We start from the raw sequence: 17,112 nt of genomic DNA, 5'->3' as shown, positions 1-17,112 counted from the left end.
ATAAACAGATACGCTGTCTGGGGGCGCTCTCTTCTTCTGGAGGGGGGCGTCCCCTCGGCGTTGTGGGGCATTGAAGCGCGGCGGCAATGGGCGTATGCATTGCCGGACGGGCCACAGGGAGGCCCGAATGCAGGAAAAGCGGCCCGGCCAGCCTTTTTGCCCGGTCCGAGAAGGATGGATATATGATGACGCTGATAGTGCTTTTTGCCGTGGGCCTGGCGGGCGGCCTGGTGTTCGACTATTTTGATCTGCCCGGCGGCCCCATGACAGGAGCCATGCTGGCCGTGGTTATTTTCAAGACCTTCGGTTCCGTGAGTACACCCGAAATACCGCACTGGATACGCTATGTGATCTATGGCTGCGTGGGAGTGATTGTGGGCAATATGTACAGCCCTGACATGCTGGCTGTGATCCGTTCCACCTGGCCCATAATGCTGCTGTCTACCGTCATCATACTGCTGGCGGGCCTGTTCTGCGCCTGGGTGAGCATGCGCTTTGGCGGCATGAGCGCCGGGGGGGCCTATCTTGCCACCAGCCCGGGCGGCTTCAATGCCATTGTGGCTCTGGCAGGAGATGCGGGCAATGAAGCCCCTGTGGTGATGGTGTATCACCTGGTGCGTATTTACGCCATTGTGCTGCTGTCCCCTCTGGTCGCCAAGTTGCTGACAGCCCTTATAAAGTAGGTCAGCAAACGGAAAACCGTGCCCACGCTTGCGGAATATCCTTCTGCCAGCATGCTGCCCGTAAATTTCCGGCTGGAGGCATTGTCATACCTGCCTCCAGCCGGTGTTGTCATGTTTGCGCGCTTACAGTTCTGCCCGCACACGCAAGGCGGCGGCAATCATGTTTTCCAGCGCAGGCCATGCTTCATCCCACTGGCGGGTCTTGAGACCGCAGTCCGGATTGACCCATAGCCGATCCTTGTCGATATGCTTCAGAGCCAGGTGCAGCAGGCGCGCCATTTCATGGGCTGTGGGGATGCGCGGGCTGTGAATATCATATACGCCGGGGCCTACCTGCCCGTCATAGTGAAAACGGGTAAAGGCATCCAGCAGTTCCATGCCGCTGCGGCTGGATTCGATGCTGATGACGTCCGCATCCATGCGCGCAATGGCCGGCAGAATGGCATTGAACTCACTGTAACACATGTGGGTATGTATCTGCGTGCGGTCTTCCACGCCGGTGGAAGCCAGAAGAAAAGCATCCACGGCCCATTGCAGATATTTTTCAGCTTCGCCGGCGGTCAGCGGCATGCCTTCCCGCAGGGCGGCCTCGTCAATCTGGATAACGCCGATTCCAGCCTTTTCAAGATCCTGCACCTCATCGCGGATAGCCAGTGCAATCTGGCGGCATACCTCGCTACGTGGCAGGTCATCGCGCACAAAACTCCAGCAGAGGATGGTCACCGGGCCGGTAAGCATGCCTTTGACGGGTTTTTGTGTCAGTGATTGTGCATAGCGCGCCCAGCGTACCGTCATGGCTTCCTTACGGTACACATCGCCGTAAATGACAGGCGGCTTGACGCAGCGGCTGCCATAGCTCTGCACCCATCCGTTGCGGGTAAAGCAGAACCCGCCCAGCTGCTGGCCAAAGTATTCCACCATGTCGTTGCGCTCGGCTTCGCCGTGAACCAGCACATCCAGTCCCAGTACCTCCTGCTTTTTGATGCAGGCGGCTATTTCTTCCTGAATGGCCGCTTCATAGGCATGGCTGTCCATCTGGCCCTGCCTGAAAGCCTGTCGCGTTTTGCGGATGTGCGCAGTTTGCGGAAAAGAGCCTATGGTTGTTGTGGGCAGAAGGGGCAGACCCAGCCAGTTCTGAGCCGCGCGTCGCGCGCTGCGGCAAGAGCGGCGGGTCAGCATGGCCGGGGTAACGGCTGCCGTGCGTTGGCGCACAGCAGGCAGTACGGTGCCTTCGTACTGCCGGGCACTTTCCATTTGCCCGGCATTGGCAGTGAGCAGGTCAGAGCCGTTGCCGCAGGCAATGGTTGCAAGGTCGGCCAGTTCCGAACATTTTTGCACGGCAAAGGCCATACGGTTTCTGACAGCAGGGGGCAGTTCCGTTTCCTCTGCAAGATCCACAGGGCAATGCAGAAGGGAGCAGGAAGAGCCAAGCAGGATGCGATGGCTGCCAAGCTTTTTTGCAGCGCGCTGCGCAAGCTGCGTTGCCTGCGCGTAGCTGGCTTTCCAGATGTTGCGGCCGTCCACAAGCCCTAGGGACAGGGCCGTGCCATCGGGCAGGGCCGACAGAACATCGTCAAGCTGCCCGGGAGCGCGCACAAGATCGATGTGCAGGGCTGCGCAACCGCTGTTTACAGCCAGGGGCAGGTGCCGCGTCAGCGGGCCAAAATAGGTTGTGAGCATGAGTCCGCATGATGCCGTGCCGGCCGCTGTATTGAGTGCCCCATAGGCCGCAGTAAAGCGTTGGGCAGCAGCATCGGGCAAAAGATCTGTGCCGAGCACAGGTTCTTCAATCTGTATCAGGGTACAGAGGGGAGCCAGCCGTCTGATGAGGGCGGCATAGGCAGCCAGAACCTCGTCCAGGCGCGCCCAGGGATCCGCCTTTGCCTGACCTTTGGCCAGCGCCAGCCAGGTAAAAGGCCCGATGACGGCAGGTTTGGGACTGAAACCCAAAGCGGCTGCCCGCATTGTGGCTTCAAGCACGGGATGTTCACCGGGAGTCCATACGGCATCGGGTTCGATTTCCGGCACAAGGTAGTGATAGTTGGTATCAAACCACTTGGTCATTTCCAGGGCAGGGATGTTGCGCGAGGCATCGCCGCGTGCCATGGCAAAGTAGCGGGCAGACTCATCCTTGCCGCCCCGGTCGCAGGGCGCAAAACGCGACGGGATGGCCCCGAGCATGATGCTTGTGTCCAGCATGCGGTCATACAGGGAAAAATCACCAGTGGCGACATGGGTCAGTCCGGCCTGCTGCTGAATGTTCCAGTGCTGGTGCTGAAGGTTGTGGGCGGTTTCCTTGAGGGTCTGGGCGCACGTGTCACCTCGCCAGAAGGATTCGAGAGCCAGTTTGAGCTCCCGGTGCCTGCCGATGGAAGGAAAGCCGAGGATGTGGGTCTGCATGGTTGCTCCTTTCATATGGTGTTGAAAGGGCAGTCTTTTCACGCGGAGAGCGTTTATACCTGAAGAGGGAGGAGGCTCCCGGTTCCTCTTCACGGCAGGTACGAAAACCTGCCGGCATGCGCATCACGGATGCACATGACCTGGCCGGCTAAAAAGCCGGGCCTGGCGCTTGCCTGAACGCGAGACAGTACTGCCGTGCCGCCGGGTGGCGGCCGTGACGAGGCGTCTCCTGGCTTCCGGCCCCTGCGCGTATGTAGCGCGTGGCCGCGTCTTCCCGTTCAGCAGAACAGTGGCGCGGCGCGGGGTGTGTGCCGGTTACAGTGGCGCGTCCGCAACGGATTTTCACCGTTTTCCGTTTCTCATCACTATATTGAGATAACCTGATATTATAAGCGGTCATTCGTGTCAAGACTGGTGCAGCCCCTCCGGAAGATTTCTGTCTGTTACGGCCGGGCGGGTTGCGGATGCAGGCCGATGCTGCGCAGTCTACGCCTCTGGCAGGGAGAGGACGGTAGCAACCTGAAGGGACGTTATGGATGGAAGCAGCAGAACTGCTTCAGCCGTTGCTGTAGATGTGGGAACGCGAGGCAAAAAGAAGCCTGCCGCGTGGCAAGCGCTGACGCAGCCGGAGCAGCCATTGCGGTCATGGCCATGGGGCCGGCGGCCTAGTCCTGGCGTGTCAGGTGGTAGATGGCGGGAACCATATACATGAGGCTGACCGTCTGTTGCGCGGGGTTGTAGCGCGTGGCCACGATGACCGTACCGAGATTCCAGATGTGTCCGTCGTCCCCTTCTCCGGCGGATGGCGGCCCGAAGCGCTCACTGACCATGCGCATGATGCTCTGGGCGGTGTCCTTGTGGGGGGCGGCATATTCCAGTTCTACAAAGCCCAGAGGCGCGGGCCTGCCCGGGCCGTAGCAAAGAGCCATTTGCCGTGCGCCGGGTACAAGGGCGCCGGGGATATACAGGTCGCAGATATAGGCATCGTCCTGCCGGGACGGCTGCATGCCGGCCCTGGAAAGCGTGTCGCGCATGGCCGTGCGGTTGGCCGTATCCAGCCGTTGCCCGAAAAGCACGGCTCCGTGGCGTACTCCGGAGGCTTCGGCCATGGCCTCCAGCTCTTTCATGGCATGAACAGAGCCGCGCATGGCTGCCGCATAGAGTAAAAGCGTGGCTCGTGCCGCATTCTTTTCCACACCCTCTCCGGCGCGATAGAGATGGCCCAGCCGGGCGAGCGCGTCTATCTGCTGCTGGGCTGCTGCGCGGCTGTACCATGCGGCGGCGGCCTTGTAGTCGCGGGATACGCCGTGACCGCTTTCATACATAAGCCCCAGATTGTACTGGGCTTCGGGCTGGCCCTGTCGGGCCGCGAGGTCAAACCAGCGGGCAGCCTCGTGGGGGTTGGCTTCAATGCCACGTCCCTGTTCCAGCATGCGGCCGTAATTGCTCATGCCTGAGGGATGCCCCGCTGCCGCAGACTGGGCAAACCAGTGCAGGGCGCGCCCTTCGTCAGGCTCTACCCCCAGACCGAGATCATAAAGCACGCCCAGATTGTTCATGGACTGCCCGTCGCCGCCATCCGCAAGGTGCTGCCAGATGGCCCGCGCCTGGGCAAAATCACCTTTCTGGTAGGCCTCATTGGCCTGTGCTTCGGGGCTGCCGGGTGTAAAGGGGCTTTCCGCTTTTGGGGTTTCCGGCACATCCGGGGGCGTGTTTTCTTCCTTTGCGGCCGGGGGCGGTACGGAAGTCGGCGTACCGGCATGGTCTGCCGCCGGGCGGGAGGCCTCCGGACCGGCAGTTTCCGTAGCCTTGGCGGGCCGGGAACTGCAACGTGCCTTTTCCTGCCGCTGACGTTCCCTTTCTGCATTTTGCTGCTTCTGGCGCAATTGCGCTTCAGGCGACTGTGGCTGCATTTCGGCCACGGCCCGGGCCGGAACACGATTGCCGGGTGTGGCCGGAACCGGGGCAGGGGCCACAGGGGCCACGGGAGCCGGTGGCGCTACAGGAGCCGGCGGCGGCACGGCAATCGGGCCTGGAGGCATGGGAGCGCCATTGGGACCTGTGCTGTTCAGGCTGCCGCTGCGTATGGACGTTGAGGGATGGCTTGCAGTGTCCTGCGGGGCAGCCGTTGCGTTATCTGAAGCCGTGCCTGTGTTGCCGCCAAAGAGAAAGCCCATAATTTCGCGGGTGGGGGAGACTTGCCGGCCATCATTTCCGGCGTCCTGCAGGCTTGCGGCTTGCCCGGCATTGTCGCTCCGCCCGCTCGATCCGCTCCATCCGGGCCTTTGCTGCCCGCCGGAGGGCTGGAGCTGCGGAGCCTGAACCACCGGAGCCTGAACTGTCGGTACAGTGACCGTGGGAACGGGTACAACAGGTTCATGCACTCTAGGCTCGGCAGGTGTGGGCGTGGGGATGGAGGCGGCCGCCGCCAGGGCCGGGCGTGGTCCCCATACGTATGCGGCGGCAAGGTGCGTACCCGGGGCGCCCGGTGGCAGGGCGCACAGGATCAGGGCGCACAGGGGCAGGACATGCAGGCAACGCGCGCGCAAGGCAAAAAGACGGGTTTTGAAAGTGCGCAGGGCTGCGGAAAGAAATCCATCAGGGGCAAGCCCCCACAATACGGGCATGGTGACCTTGCGGGGACTGTTTTTGCACCTTGCAGAGCCTGTGGGTGCCGTTATGTCGTGGAGTTTGTCCCGGCGCATATTGCTTTCCGTTTGCGTCCTGTCGGTTCTTGTGCCTTTGGCCGGATCACGATCACACCTGTAGTGTAAACTCGTTGTGCAGTCGCCCGGAAGGCGCGTATGGCGCACTATGCCCCTTACGCCGGATGCCGGCGCAGCCTGCGGATAGCGCTGTGCATGTTTTTGACCCAATGCGGGGCCGGTTTACACCTGCCCTTGCGTCCGGAGGTTTTTCCACAGGCTGCTAAAGGCCGTACCTGTTCACGGCAGCCGTTTACGCGGCAAGTGCGCAACATGTGTGCTGCCGCAGTGTTTTTTATCGCATTGTACCTTTGCGAGTGGGCATTTCAAAGGTAAGGAGCTTTCGTTCCGGCGCGTAACAGAGCAAATGCATTGTAGTTGCGCCTTTACACGGCGGGTGCAGCTTCGCGCAGCCGCCAGAGCATTTTCACCTTGACACTCTACATCTAGGGCTTGCGCTTGGGGCAGTTAAAGTTGTTGAAGTCCGTTTCTGTCCTGTCGGTCACGCGCTCGTCAAAAACCAGGGCGTGACCGCGCCAGTCGCGGATGACTGCATTGATTTTTTCCATATTCACGTAGGTCAGCAGGGCGGGCCAGCGGTCGGCCATGTCACGCAGCATACGGGCATAGGTTACTTCGCCGCCGTGAAAGCCGTCAATAAATTCACAGTCGCCGGAGCCGAAGGTGCGTGGATCGGTAAAATCGACCACCTCTATGCCACGCGCCATCAGGGCCTCTTTGAGATGGAAGAGGTGGGGATAGTCCGCCTCACGCTGGCGTATGGAGTCCAGCACTTTGACCGACAGGGGCGAAATAAAGACAAAAGTGGCGATGCCCCGCGATTTGAGACGGCAGTAAATTTCAGCAAAGGCGTCCACATGGGCGGAGCTTATGCCGCCAGGGTCACGGCTGCCCTCAAGGGGCCGGGCATGGAAAAAGGCCTTGATGCCGTGCCGCACCTGGGTGAGGGTGTCTTCAAACTGGTAGTCAAAGGGGCGTTTTTGTCCTGTGGTTTCGGCAGTGTAGTACCACGATCCGTCAGGGCCGAAACCGTCATCGGTCTGTTGCGCCATGATGCCGTAACGTCCGGCGCGAAAGCCCCCGGCGGATTCCAGCAATACCGGGGCAATGAAATCGTGAATGGAAACCTTGCCTTCCAGCAGCCAGCCCCAGGGTTTTTTCAGGCTTTCAAGCCCGTAGTTGTAGGAGCCACTGGTGGGCGGTTCGTCCTTGAACGGATCGGGATGCCACTGGGGCATGAACCACCAGAAATCCAGGCCGATGATGAGGGCCTCGGGCCTGTGCTCGGCCAGCATGGCGTCAATGGTGGATCGTAACACGGAAAGATTGCCCGCCGTGCCGCCCACGTTGAGGGAAGACTTGCGGAAATAGGCCGAGCGGAACTGCATGACACGCGAAGAGCCGACCGCCGCGATTTCAGGTTTAACCCTGGAATATAGTTGAAGCTTGTAGTCCACAAAGTCCTGTGAAACGCCAGAGCCGAAAATGACAAAGCGCCCGGCCGCCTGATCTTCCACGGCGCGTTCCACTGCCACGTCGCCACTTTTGTAGAGCCACCACACGGTATAGGGCAGCACCAGCAGGCAGGCCGCCACGGCAAGAAGCAGCAGCACACGGAAGTAGCGGTGGAGGTAGGCGGCTTCGGTGAGAATTTTGCTCATGATGTGTCCGCCCCTCTAGAATTGAAAGTACAGGAAGGTCGCCTTGCGCGACACCAGAACAAGGGTCACGAACGCCAGACAGGCCAGGCCCGTTGCCCATGCCGCTGATGGCCGCCAGCTCAGCAGCGGGCGCGTGCCGTCGCGCTTGCCGTGCAGCAGTTCGTGGCTGTTGGGGAAGGCCCATACAAGCACAAGGCTTATGCCAAGCAGGGCAAAGGGCATCCAGCCCTGAAAATAGTTGTTGGGCAGCCAGCGGGCGGCCAGTGCACCCATTGCCGAAAGCCCGGTGTGGTCCGCAGCAAGGCCGGCGGCTTCAGCCGTGAAAGGCCCGGCAAACATGGCCCCGTACATGGTCACCGCACCGTCAAGGCTTACGGTGCGAAAGACCACCCAACACAGGTTGATGCACATGAACGTGAAAAAAATGAAGAAGATGCGCAAGGGCAGGGCAGCCAGAACCCGCTCCGTCAGGCTGCCCTTGATGCAGGCGCGGAAAAAGTGATTGATACTCAGCATGGCCCCGTGCAGCGCGCCCCATATGATGAATGTCCAGCCAGCGCCGTGCCAGGCCCCACCTATGAGCATGGTCAGAAAGAGGTTGCGGTACTGCATGAGCCGCCCTTTTCGGTTACCGCCCAGGGGGATGTACAGAAAGTCCCGCAGCCAGGAACTCAGGGTGATGTGCCAGCGCCGCCAGAAGTCAACAATGCCCGTTGCCTTGTAGGGCGAATCAAAGTTTTCCGGCAGCCGCAGCCCCAGCATGAGGCCAAGGCCGATGGCCATATCGGTATAGCCGGAAAAATCGAAGTACAGCTGAAAAGTATAGCAGAAAGAACCCAGCCAGGCCTCGGCCCCGCTGACGGGAAAGGCTTTTTCCGCCGCATTGAACACGGCGTTGGCGTACACGGCCAGGCCGTCGGCCAGCAGCACTTTTTTGGCAAGTCCTATGGTGAACAGGGTGAATCCCTGGGCCAGCCCTTCGGAGGTGGAGCCGGAAAGCTCGTCAAGCTGCGGACCCATCTGCTCATAACGCACGATGGGACCGGAAATCACGTAGGGAAAACAGGCCGAAAAAAGCGCGTGTCGTGAAAATCCCTGGGGGGTCACCTGCCGCCGGTAGACGCTGACGAGCCAGGCGATCTGTATAAAGGTGTAAAAAGAAATGCCGAGCGGCAGACCCGGCGGGGTGAAATTCCACTCCGCGCCCATAAGCAGGGCCAGGTTCTGGGCGAAAAACCATGAATACTTGAACCAGAGCAGAGGCAGCAGGTTCAGGATCAGGGCCAGGGTCAGCAGTCCCTTGCGGCTGCATGCCCAGCAGCCCAGGCGTTTAAGCCCGCCGTTACTGAAAAGTTGTCGGCGGTTGCGCGGGCTGCCGGTTGTTTGCCCGTCCGTCCCGTCTTCGGCATAGGGGGGCGCTGCATGAGCTGCGCCGTCAGTGCCGGTGGCAGCCGCGGCTGCGTTTTCCGGCGCGGACAGTGCCAGGGCAAAGGCGTAGTTCATGATAAGTATGCCCGCCAGAAGCAGCAGAAAGGGAAGGCCCCAGAGGGCATAAAATACGGTGGAAAAGAGCAGCAGAACCAGACTCAGCCGTGCGGGGCCGAAACCCGCCGCCAGCCGCCAGCACAGCAGCAGAAGAGGCAAAAACAGAAAAAGAAAGGAATAGGAATTGAACAGCATACGCAGCCTCCCCCCGGAACGCGGACTCCGGAAGCCCCCGGCGAAAAAAGGCCGGAGCTCCACAGCAGCACAAGCCCGCTACGGCAGACGCTGGGCACAAAAAAGCACTGGGCAAAATGCTGCCCGTGCAACGGCTGGCCGGTAAAAGAAACGCAAGAGCCTTCGCTGCGGAGCCCAGCGGATGTCCGCCGTGAAGGCGCAGGCGTTGCGGCGCGGCTAGGGATTCAGTTCTGAGCGAAACTTCCGCGACAGACGAAAGACCATAACTTTGCGCGGGGGCAGGGTAATGGTCTCATCAGTCTTGGGGTTACGCCCTTTGCGTGAGGCCTTGTCATAGCATTCAAACTTGCCGAAACCGCTGATCAGCAGGGCACGGTCCTTTTTAATGGCCGTTTTCATGATTTCCAGCAGTTTTTCAACCACGTTTTTCACGTCAACGCGGTTTTTGTCGGTTTCTTCGTAGATGGCCTCCACGATGTCCGCTTTGGTCAGAGTTTTCTTCATTGTGAGTTCTCCGGCGCGTATTGTGGCGCTGGTATGTCTGTCACAAACATGGTCCTGACAGGTATGGCCAAATGGTAAACAAAGGCTCGCTTCACATGAAGGGCACTTTTGTGTAAAATACACGCAACTAACGGGCAGAGCAAGATTTTTCTTAAAAATTGCCTTCTTGCCGAAAGAATGGCCGTAGTGCGCGCCGCGTATGGCTTCACAGGCATCGAGTATATATGAAAACGGTATCTGCCCGAATTTTTTCTTTAACCCTGCCCTGGGTTCTGCCTGCGGCGCAGGCTTGTGCGCTCGTGCCGGTATTTCTTCCTTTCAGGGGTTGCCCGGTGCGTTGCGTCTTTTGTGCGCAGGATGTGCAGACAGGTTCCGTCTCTGCGGCGTGCCCGGCAGAGGCAGTGTCCGGCACTGCTTTTGCGCCGCGGACGGGCACGGCCCCGGCCGCTGCTGCGGGGCGCGCCTCCCTGCCGTCGCCCCTGCCTCCGCTTCCGGTCCAGCCGCTTGATGTCCTGCTGCATGAGACGCGGGGCAATCTTGAGCGCCGCCATACCCTCGGCCTGCCCCCCGCGGAACTGGCTTTTTACGGTGGTACATTTACTGCCATGCCTGATGGCGATCAGGCTGCCTGCCTTGATCTGGCGGGCCTGGCGCTTGAGCGGGGCTGGATACGTTCCTTCCGCTGCTCCACCCGGCCGGATTGCGTGACCGCGCCGGTACTTGAACGCCTGCGCGCGGCGGGTTGCCGTTGTGTGGAGCTGGGGGTGCAGAGTTTTTCCGATGCGGCGCTGGCCGCATCGTCGCGTGGGTATGACGGAGCTACGGCCCTGCGCGCCTGTGCCCATGTGAAGGATGCGGGGCTGGCGCTGGGGGTTCAGCTTTTGCCGGGCATGCCGGGGCATGCCCCTGCCGATTTTCTGGCTGACGTGCCACAGGCCCTGCGCGCCGGAGCGGACATGCTGCGCTTCTACCCCTGTCTGGTGCTCGAAGGTACGGCCCTTGCTCGTATGTGGCGGCAGGGGACATACAGCCCGTGGCCGCTTGAGGCGACGCTGGACCTGCTGGCGCAGGGCTGGCTGATGGCTCAGGCTGCCCATGTGCCTGTGATACGTATGGGACTCGCCCCTGAAGCCGCTCTGGACGGAGCTGTGCTGGCCGGGCCTGTTGACCGGTCTTTGGGCAGCCGCGTTATGGGGCGCGCCCTGCTGCTCGCCGTACGCCGTGCCGTGGAAGCGGCGGGTGAAACTTCCGGGGCGTCCTGCGTTCCCGTTCTTTCGGAGCTGCGTCTGCCGGGAGCCTGCCAGGGATACATCTGGGGAACGCGGGGCGAGTTGCGCCCTGCCTGGGCCGGCCTGGGGCTTGAGCCGAAAAATGCGCGTTTTGATGCCGTCTGCGGGCAGACCCTCTTTTTGACCCTCACCTGTTCCTGATTACAAGTTGCTCCGGGCGGTTCCGGCCCTTTCGGCTTCCGGCCAGATACGGTCGGCGCCTCTTTTTTGCATTTCTATGCCGGTTCTCTTGCTGCCCCTTTTTGACGCCTTGCCGGGGCAGCTAGCATATCGCTATTGTTTTTATATATTTTTTTATATTTTGTATTTCCTTGTTTTGCCGGTCCCAGCAATAGTATCCAGCTTTTTTTAAAGAAGATGTCTCCAAGGCATAATAAGTTTTGCAATAAAAACCGAAAAGCTATATAGGTGCAGTTAGGCTGGTATCAGTTTTTTGATTCCTCCTGTTTTTCCCTCCGGGTCTCTTCCTGTCCACTCCTCTGCCACTGACCTCTCACAGGCCTGAACAGGCTGTGTTTTTGGCTGTTAATCCACAAGACTTACGAGTTCAAAGGGGCTGTATATGAAAATGGGAATCATGAGCAAAATGATGCTCAACATTTTGGTTCCGTCCATGCTGGGGCTGACCGCGGTTTGCGTTTTCAGCTATTGGCGGGCGGAGACATCACTGACACAGCAGATAGCGCATGAGCTGAATACGGTTATCGACAAGCAGGTGCATGGCCTTGCCACTGTGCAGCAAATGACGCGCGGTCTCATGAAGACCAGCGCCGAGTCCAATCACGTTAAAAATGCCTTGCTCCGCCGCGGTTCTTCACAGTCCGTTCTTGAGGTTGTCTACGACGGCGAGCCGGCATCTTATGGATCAGAAGACGTGCAGAACGTCCTTGATGACCTTACGGAGCACTTCGGCATAGTGGATGGAGCCGGCCTGCTTGACCTTGACGGCAGGGTCATCGCCCACACCAGCCGGGATCTTGTTGGGCGGGGTATGGGTGATCGCAGGTCTGTGAACGTGGCCCTTCAGGGCAGCATGGGCATCGAGAACCTGCCCAACCATACAGGAGAACTCGCCACCATAGTTACGACTCCGGTCATGAAGGACGGCAAAACCCAAGGTGTGCTCTATGCCTATATGAGCCTGCCCCGCCTGAGCGCCGGGACCACGGATACCATAAAGATCGGAAAAGACGGTTTTTGCGCGGTTTATGACAGCGAGGGCAGGGTGCTCATGCACCCCGACAAGAGCCTGATCGGCACTGACGGCAGCAATCAGCCTCATGTCAGGGCGGCTCTGGGCAACGGCAACGGCCGGGTGGTTTACGATCATAACGATACCGAAATGGTGGCCTATTATCGGCACATGCCGGAAAGCAACTGGCACGTGGTGCTGGTGGGCGACAGAGACGAACTGCTGGAACCCGCCAAAAATCTTCTGAAAGAAAATATGCTTATGGGCGGTGTCGCTATTCTCGTGGTCGGCTGCATCATCATCGTTGTGGCCCGGGGTATTGCGCGTTCCATCAAGGCCGGTGAAAACTATGTGCAGGCCGTTGCCGGGGGGAACTTCAATCCTTCACCGCAGGAAGAAACGGAGCTGGCACAGGCAGCCAGACGCGGTGACGAGATAGGCGGCCTTTCGCAGGGCATTCAGGGTATGGTAGGCAAGCTGCGCAGTCTGTTTAGCGAAAGCGAGGAAAAGAATCACCAGGCTGAGATTGCCAAAACAGAAGCCGAAGAAGCCATGGGAGAGGCCCAGGAGGCGCGTAAACAGGCGGAAAACGCCCGGCAGGAGGGCATGCTGGCCGCCGCCGGGCAACTGGAAGCCGTGGCGGGGATTATTTCTTCCGCGTCTACACAGCTTTCTGCCCAGATTGAACAGTCCGACCGCAGTGCCGCCGAATCATCCCAGCGTCTTTCCGAGGCGGCTACGGCCATGAACCAGATGAATGCCACAGTTCAGGAAGTGGCGCATAATGCGGCGGCTGCTTCGTCGGCATCAAGAGAAACCAAGGAAAAGGCCCATGCCGGCGCCCAGATTGTAGAACAGGCCGTACGCAGTATAGAGGCGGTACGGCATGTGTCGGAAGAGCTGAAAAGCGATATGGCCGAGCTTGGCGATCATGCTCAGAGCATTACGCGCATCATGAATGTCATTTCAGATATCGCAGACCAGACCAATCTGCTGGCGCTCAACGCGGCCATTGAAGCCGCCCGCGCCGGTGATGCCGGAAGGGGTTTTGCGGTGGTGGCCGATGAAGTACGCAAGCTGGCTGAAAAAACTATGGCTTCCACCCATGATGTCAGTGCGGCTATCCAGGCCATACAGAACAGTACGGCAAAAAGTATGAGTTCGGCAGACAATGCCGTAAACCAGATCGCGCAGGCCACAAATTACGCCAGCGAGTCTGGCCAGGCCTTGCGGGAAATCGTGGCTACTGTGGAAGGCACGTCGGATCAGGTCAATGCTATAGCCACCGCCAGTGAAGAGCAGTCAGCCGCCAGTGATGAAATCAATCAGAGCATTGTGCAGGTGAACGAGATGTCGCGGCAAAGTGCTGTGGCTATGGCCGAGGCCACGCAGGCTGTGGCCGAACTGGCGGCTCAGGCGCACACGCTCAAGAATCTCATCGCACAGATGAAGCTCGGTTAGCGCCCGGGCATGGCCCGGTACGCCGTTGGGCAGGGCATTGCAAGAGCATAGCTAAAAGCCCCCGCGTTCAGGCGCGGGGGCTTTTTTTGCCATAAAAAACGTAATGGTCGCTGGCAAGCCGGCCACATCAGGCAAGCCGGCCTGAAGCCGCCAGGCAGGCTGGCGCGGAGCCGGGCAAAATATTTTCCAGGGCGGCGTGGATGCGTATGGCGCGTGAGCATTGCCCGTACGGAGAGCAAGCCCCTGGCCTTCATGCGCGGATTTCGGGACAGGTTTCAGGGGCAGGCTGTGCGCCCGGGCCAGGGTGTTTTTCAGGCTTCACGTAATGTTACCTTGAAACTGCTCTGACGGGTGCGTGAGTCGTTTATCTGCACTGGCAGGCGCCGTGACGGGCGTGTCTTGACCTTTGAGGAGCGATATTCTCAAAGGTAATATGCTCCATAAAGAGAGGCGGCCGCCGGGGGCAACCGGCGGCCGAGAGAGGGAGGATGTTCCGATGGTTAGAGGTTTTGTTCAAAGGAGGAGGTTTTCGGGGGGGGGATCCGGATGTCCTCAATGGGGGCGGAGGGCATGCGGAAAGTTTGCTGGTTTTTCCATATATCGTTACCGCCCGTCGGCGGGTTGGCTGGGTTGGCGACGCATTGCCGTTTTGTGCGGCTTTGCTGCTTCCCGCCCGGCTTTTCCAGAGCGGAAACTCTTGCGGGTTTACCCCGCCACAGGGCGTTTTCTTGTGGCCTGGACTCAACAGTTTCTTTATGTCTGCCGTTCCGTGGCGGCGTCGCGCACAGCCGAAATCTTGTTTATACAGCCTTGGCGCTTTTCTGCCGCTTCGCCTATGCACTTTCCGGTGTATGCCTGTACTGGCAGGCCGGAGTTGGAAGCCGATTTGTGCGCTACTGGAACCATATTAAATTTTTATAATGTGAATACGGTCTTGTTTGAAACATTATTTGTTTTTGTATGTCTCTATTCCATTTCCGTAGTCTTGTATAAAGATTAGCAATTGGTGTGCCAAAAGAGAGTTGTGCGATGTTTTTCAGTTAATATATTGAATTAAAAGTATTTATTTTTTTCTGGTTTTGGGCACAGCGCCTACGGCGCCTGTATTTTTTTTATACAGGTGTATTCAGGCTATGTATAAAATTTAATCAGAAGTATGATTTTTATGCGCTGATTGCGTCGTGCAACTGAAGCTAGCGGAATGCTCCAAAGGCAGCCGGAGACGTGAGGCAGGGAGAGGACAGGCGAATGGGGGAGGATGAGGTGAAGAGAGCGGCAGGCATAAGGCTGAAGACGCTATTGGACTCCTTCTATGGTGTCTTTTGAGGTGAACTCCATGCTGCATCCCCTGCTGGCAAGGGTCCCCAGGGGAATACCCACTTCACGTCGCATGCGCTGGTCCGCGTGAATGAGCAGGGCCTGCAATTCGTCGCGCAGCACCTGCAGTTCGCGGCCAAGGCGGGGCAGGGTGTCAGGCGATGTGTTGCGGTTATAGCTGAGTTCTTCCAGTTCGCTTTTTTTGGAGAAAATACGCTGCCGCAAGTCCCGCACCTTGGGGCGGTACTCTTCCATAATGAGCTGGGCCTTCATGCGCTGGCTTGGCGGCAGGTAATCCAGCCACACGTCCTGCGTGCTCATGGCCGTGCGCATTGCAGGAGGGGGAAGTGCCTCGCCCTGCTGGTTTTGCGCGGGAGAATGCGCGGGCAGCAGCATGCCGCACAGAAAGGTCAGTAAGAAAGAAGTCTTTCGCATGGCACAATGGTTCCTGATCTTGCATCTGTGGCGTCGGCAACGTCAGACGCCGTATATTCAGGCCGGAAACGGCAGAAGCGTTGCCGTGACAACGCACGTTCTGCATCTTATGCATTTGCAAAAATCATGCAACTTTTTTTATGGCCTCCGCCCGGTGCATGATGACACTGCGCGCGCATGACGCTATAAGCACAGGCATGACCTCGGCACACAACAACCCGGACGGCGAAAGCCGGAAAGAGCCGCCCCAGGGTTGGGGAGGACTTGAGCTTTACGCATCCATGAAGGGGATGCGGGGCGTTTCACGTACGCCCCTCGGCTTGCTTATGGGCGGCGCGGCCCTTGTGCTGGCTCTCATGATCAGTCTGCTGGCCTATATATCCATCGAGCGCAGCGAGGCTGCCATGGCCCGATTGCTCGCGGAAAAAGGCTCTTCCCTCATTATTGCCTTTGAAAGCATTTTGCGCTCCGGCATGCGCAGCGAGGCGGGCGTGCGCCTGCAGGTGCTGCTGGAAGAAATGGCGGCAAGCCCAGGCATTGTTTTTGTTTCCGTAACCATGCCTGACGGCATTATTGTGGCGCACAGCAACCGTGTGCGCCTTGGAGAAATACTGAAAGTTGAAGACAGGGAGATGGACGAGACCCGTATGCGTGACCTGAACCCGGGCATGCTGGCCCAATGGGGCATCATGCAAATGGAGGGGCAGCGCGTTTTTGTGGTGTACCGCCAGTTTTCCCCCGGCATGGCCGACATGCCCAGAGGCTATCCTGTGCCGATCATTTTTCTCGGGCTGGAGATTTCGCCTTTTGAAATCACGCGCAGCCAGAACCGGGACTATGTGGCCATGCTTTCGTCCGTGACCCTTCTGGTGGGTCTGGCCTGTCTGTTGGCGCTGTATTATGCCGAACGGGCGCGCGAATCGCGCCAGCAGCAACGCAAGGCCGAAGTCGAGGTGCGCCGTCTTGAAGCCGAGGTGCGCCGCAAGGAAAAGCTGGCTGCTGTGGGCAATCTGGCCGCCGGGGTGGCTCACGAGATCCGCAATCCCTTGAGTTCCATTAAGGGTTATGCCACCTATTTCGGCCAGCGCTTTCCTGAGGGCAGCGAAGACCGCGCCGCGGCCAATGTGATGGTTAGCGAGGTCGACAGGCTCAACCGCGTCATTATGGATCTTATCGGCCTTTCACGGCCGAGCGATGTCTGCCCCCGGCCCGGGCGTCTTGCCGATGTGGTGGAACACGTTATGCGCCTTATCCGGCAGGATGCAGAAAAGCGCGGTGTTGAGGTGGAATGCCGGGTGGCCCCGGGCGTACCGCTGGCTATGGTCGATCCGGAACGTATGGGGCAGGCCCTGCTGAATCTTTGCCTCAACGCGCTGGACGCCATGCCGGAGGGCGGACGGCTCACCTTTGCCGTGACGTGGCATAAAAAAGGCGTATGTCTTATGGTGCGGGATACGGGCGTGGGGATTGTTCCCCGGCAGTTGCCGCATGTCTTTGACCCCTACTTCACGACCAAGGGGCAAGGAACCGGTCTTGGGCTGGCCATGGTCCACAAGATCGTGGAGGCGCATAACGGCGAGATCAGCGTTACTTCCCGTCAGGCGCAGTCCGGCGCGGCGGGCGAAACCATCTTTCGAATCTGGCTGCCGGAGGCGCCTCCGGCAACACCGCCTTTTGTGGAACGCAGAAAGAGAAAGCGTCTGTGATTCACCGGGCTGCGCGCGGCAAATGGCTGCGACCCGGCTGGTCAGGAGGATTATCAGG

Annotated in this window: 10 protein-coding genes and 1 riboswitch; of the genes, 4 read left to right on the top strand and 6 right to left on the bottom strand. The window is 59.3% G+C overall.

Annotated features, from left to right (window positions below; genetic code table 11):
• Positions 1–182 precede the first annotated feature (182 nt).
• On the top strand, positions 183–683 hold the full coding sequence (locus ACZ495_RS10765) for an AbrB family transcriptional regulator (protein ID WP_072312436.1): 501 nt from the start codon (positions 183–185) through the stop codon (positions 681–683).
• 123 nt (positions 684–806) lie between these two features.
• Here ACZ495_RS10765 and metE read toward each other — a convergent pair whose 3' ends face one another.
• The 5 genes from metE to ACZ495_RS10740 all read right to left on the bottom strand — a co-directional run bounded on the left by metE (position 807) and on the right by ACZ495_RS10740 (position 9,654).
• A complete protein-coding gene (gene metE, locus ACZ495_RS10760) occupies positions 807–3,083 on the bottom strand; it encodes a 5-methyltetrahydropteroyltriglutamate--homocysteine S-methyltransferase (protein ID WP_394026698.1) in 2,277 nt (758 codons plus the stop codon).
• Positions 3,084–3,287: 204 nt separating this feature from the next.
• A riboswitch (cobalamin riboswitch) is annotated at positions 3,288–3,482 on the bottom strand.
• Between the two features lie 266 nt (positions 3,483–3,748).
• Positions 3,749–5,788: a tetratricopeptide repeat protein gene (locus tag ACZ495_RS10755; RefSeq protein WP_464262256.1), complete on the bottom strand. Its 2,040-nt coding sequence runs from the start codon at positions 5,786–5,788 to the stop codon at positions 3,749–3,751.
• A 446-nt stretch (positions 5,789–6,234) separates the two neighbouring features.
• Entirely contained in the window at positions 6,235–7,470 is a 1,236-nt protein-coding gene (locus tag ACZ495_RS10750; RefSeq protein WP_464262255.1) for a hypothetical protein, read from the bottom strand.
• Between the two features lie 15 nt (positions 7,471–7,485).
• Entirely contained in the window at positions 7,486–9,150 is a 1,665-nt protein-coding gene (locus tag ACZ495_RS10745) for an MBOAT family O-acyltransferase (RefSeq protein ID WP_012623830.1), read from the bottom strand.
• A gap of 216 nt (positions 9,151–9,366) precedes the next feature.
• Complete coding sequence (locus ACZ495_RS10740; RefSeq protein ID WP_012623831.1) at positions 9,367–9,654, bottom strand: integration host factor subunit alpha; 288 nt, start codon at positions 9,652–9,654, stop codon at positions 9,367–9,369.
• A 224-nt stretch (positions 9,655–9,878) separates the two neighbouring features.
• Here ACZ495_RS10740 and ACZ495_RS10735 point away from each other — a divergent pair, with 224 nt between their 5' ends.
• Positions 9,879–11,084 (top strand): radical SAM protein, encoded by a 1,206-nt coding sequence (locus ACZ495_RS10735; protein ID WP_012623832.1) that lies wholly within the window; start codon positions 9,879–9,881, stop codon positions 11,082–11,084.
• Positions 11,085–11,505: 421 nt separating this feature from the next.
• The gene (locus tag ACZ495_RS10730; RefSeq protein ID WP_464262254.1) at positions 11,506–13,596 is read left to right on the top strand and encodes a methyl-accepting chemotaxis protein; all 2,091 of its coding nucleotides are present in this window, start codon (positions 11,506–11,508) and stop codon (positions 13,594–13,596) included.
• A gap of 1,296 nt (positions 13,597–14,892) precedes the next feature.
• On the opposite strand, the gene ACZ495_RS10725 is transcribed toward ACZ495_RS10730, so the two are convergent.
• Positions 14,893–15,348, bottom strand: coding sequence for a periplasmic heavy metal sensor (locus tag ACZ495_RS10725; RefSeq protein ID WP_012623835.1), 456 nt, complete (start codon positions 15,346–15,348; stop codon positions 14,893–14,895).
• Between the two features lie 158 nt (positions 15,349–15,506).
• Here ACZ495_RS10725 and zraS point away from each other — a divergent pair, with 158 nt between their 5' ends.
• Complete coding sequence (gene zraS / locus ACZ495_RS10720) at positions 15,507–17,054, top strand: two-component system sensor histidine kinase ZraS (RefSeq protein ID WP_256233720.1); 1,548 nt, start codon at positions 15,507–15,509, stop codon at positions 17,052–17,054.
• Positions 17,055–17,112: the final 58 nt, after the last annotated feature.

It is taken from the genome of Desulfovibrio sp. GTC20076 (genome assembly GCF_055385905.1).
The sequence above is the reverse complement of the archived record's forward strand: the minus strand, read 5'-3'. Positions and strand labels throughout refer to the sequence as shown.

Excerpts from the sequence above, each read along its gene's own strand:
- ACZ495_RS10765 (WP_072312436.1), top strand. The coding sequence starts at position 183 with ATGATGACGCTGATAGTGCTTTTTGCCGTGGGCCTGGCGGGCGGCCTG.
- metE (WP_394026698.1), bottom strand. The coding sequence starts at position 3,083 with ATGCAGACCCACATCCTCGGCTTTCCTTCCATCGGCAGGCACCGGGAG.
- ACZ495_RS10755 (WP_464262256.1), bottom strand. The coding sequence starts at position 5,788 with ATGCGCCGGGACAAACTCCACGACATAACGGCACCCACAGGCTCTGCA.
- ACZ495_RS10750 (WP_464262255.1), bottom strand. The coding sequence starts at position 7,470 with ATGAGCAAAATTCTCACCGAAGCCGCCTACCTCCACCGCTACTTCCGT.
- ACZ495_RS10745 (WP_012623830.1), bottom strand. The coding sequence starts at position 9,150 with ATGCTGTTCAATTCCTATTCCTTTCTTTTTCTGTTTTTGCCTCTTCTG.
- ACZ495_RS10740 (WP_012623831.1), bottom strand. The coding sequence starts at position 9,654 with ATGAAGAAAACTCTGACCAAAGCGGACATCGTGGAGGCCATCTACGAA.
- ACZ495_RS10735 (WP_012623832.1), top strand. The coding sequence starts at position 9,879 with ATGAAAACGGTATCTGCCCGAATTTTTTCTTTAACCCTGCCCTGGGTT.
- ACZ495_RS10730 (WP_464262254.1), top strand. The coding sequence starts at position 11,506 with ATGAAAATGGGAATCATGAGCAAAATGATGCTCAACATTTTGGTTCCG.
- ACZ495_RS10725 (WP_012623835.1), bottom strand. The coding sequence starts at position 15,348 with ATGCGAAAGACTTCTTTCTTACTGACCTTTCTGTGCGGCATGCTGCTG.
- zraS (WP_256233720.1), top strand. The coding sequence starts at position 15,507 with ATGATGACACTGCGCGCGCATGACGCTATAAGCACAGGCATGACCTCG.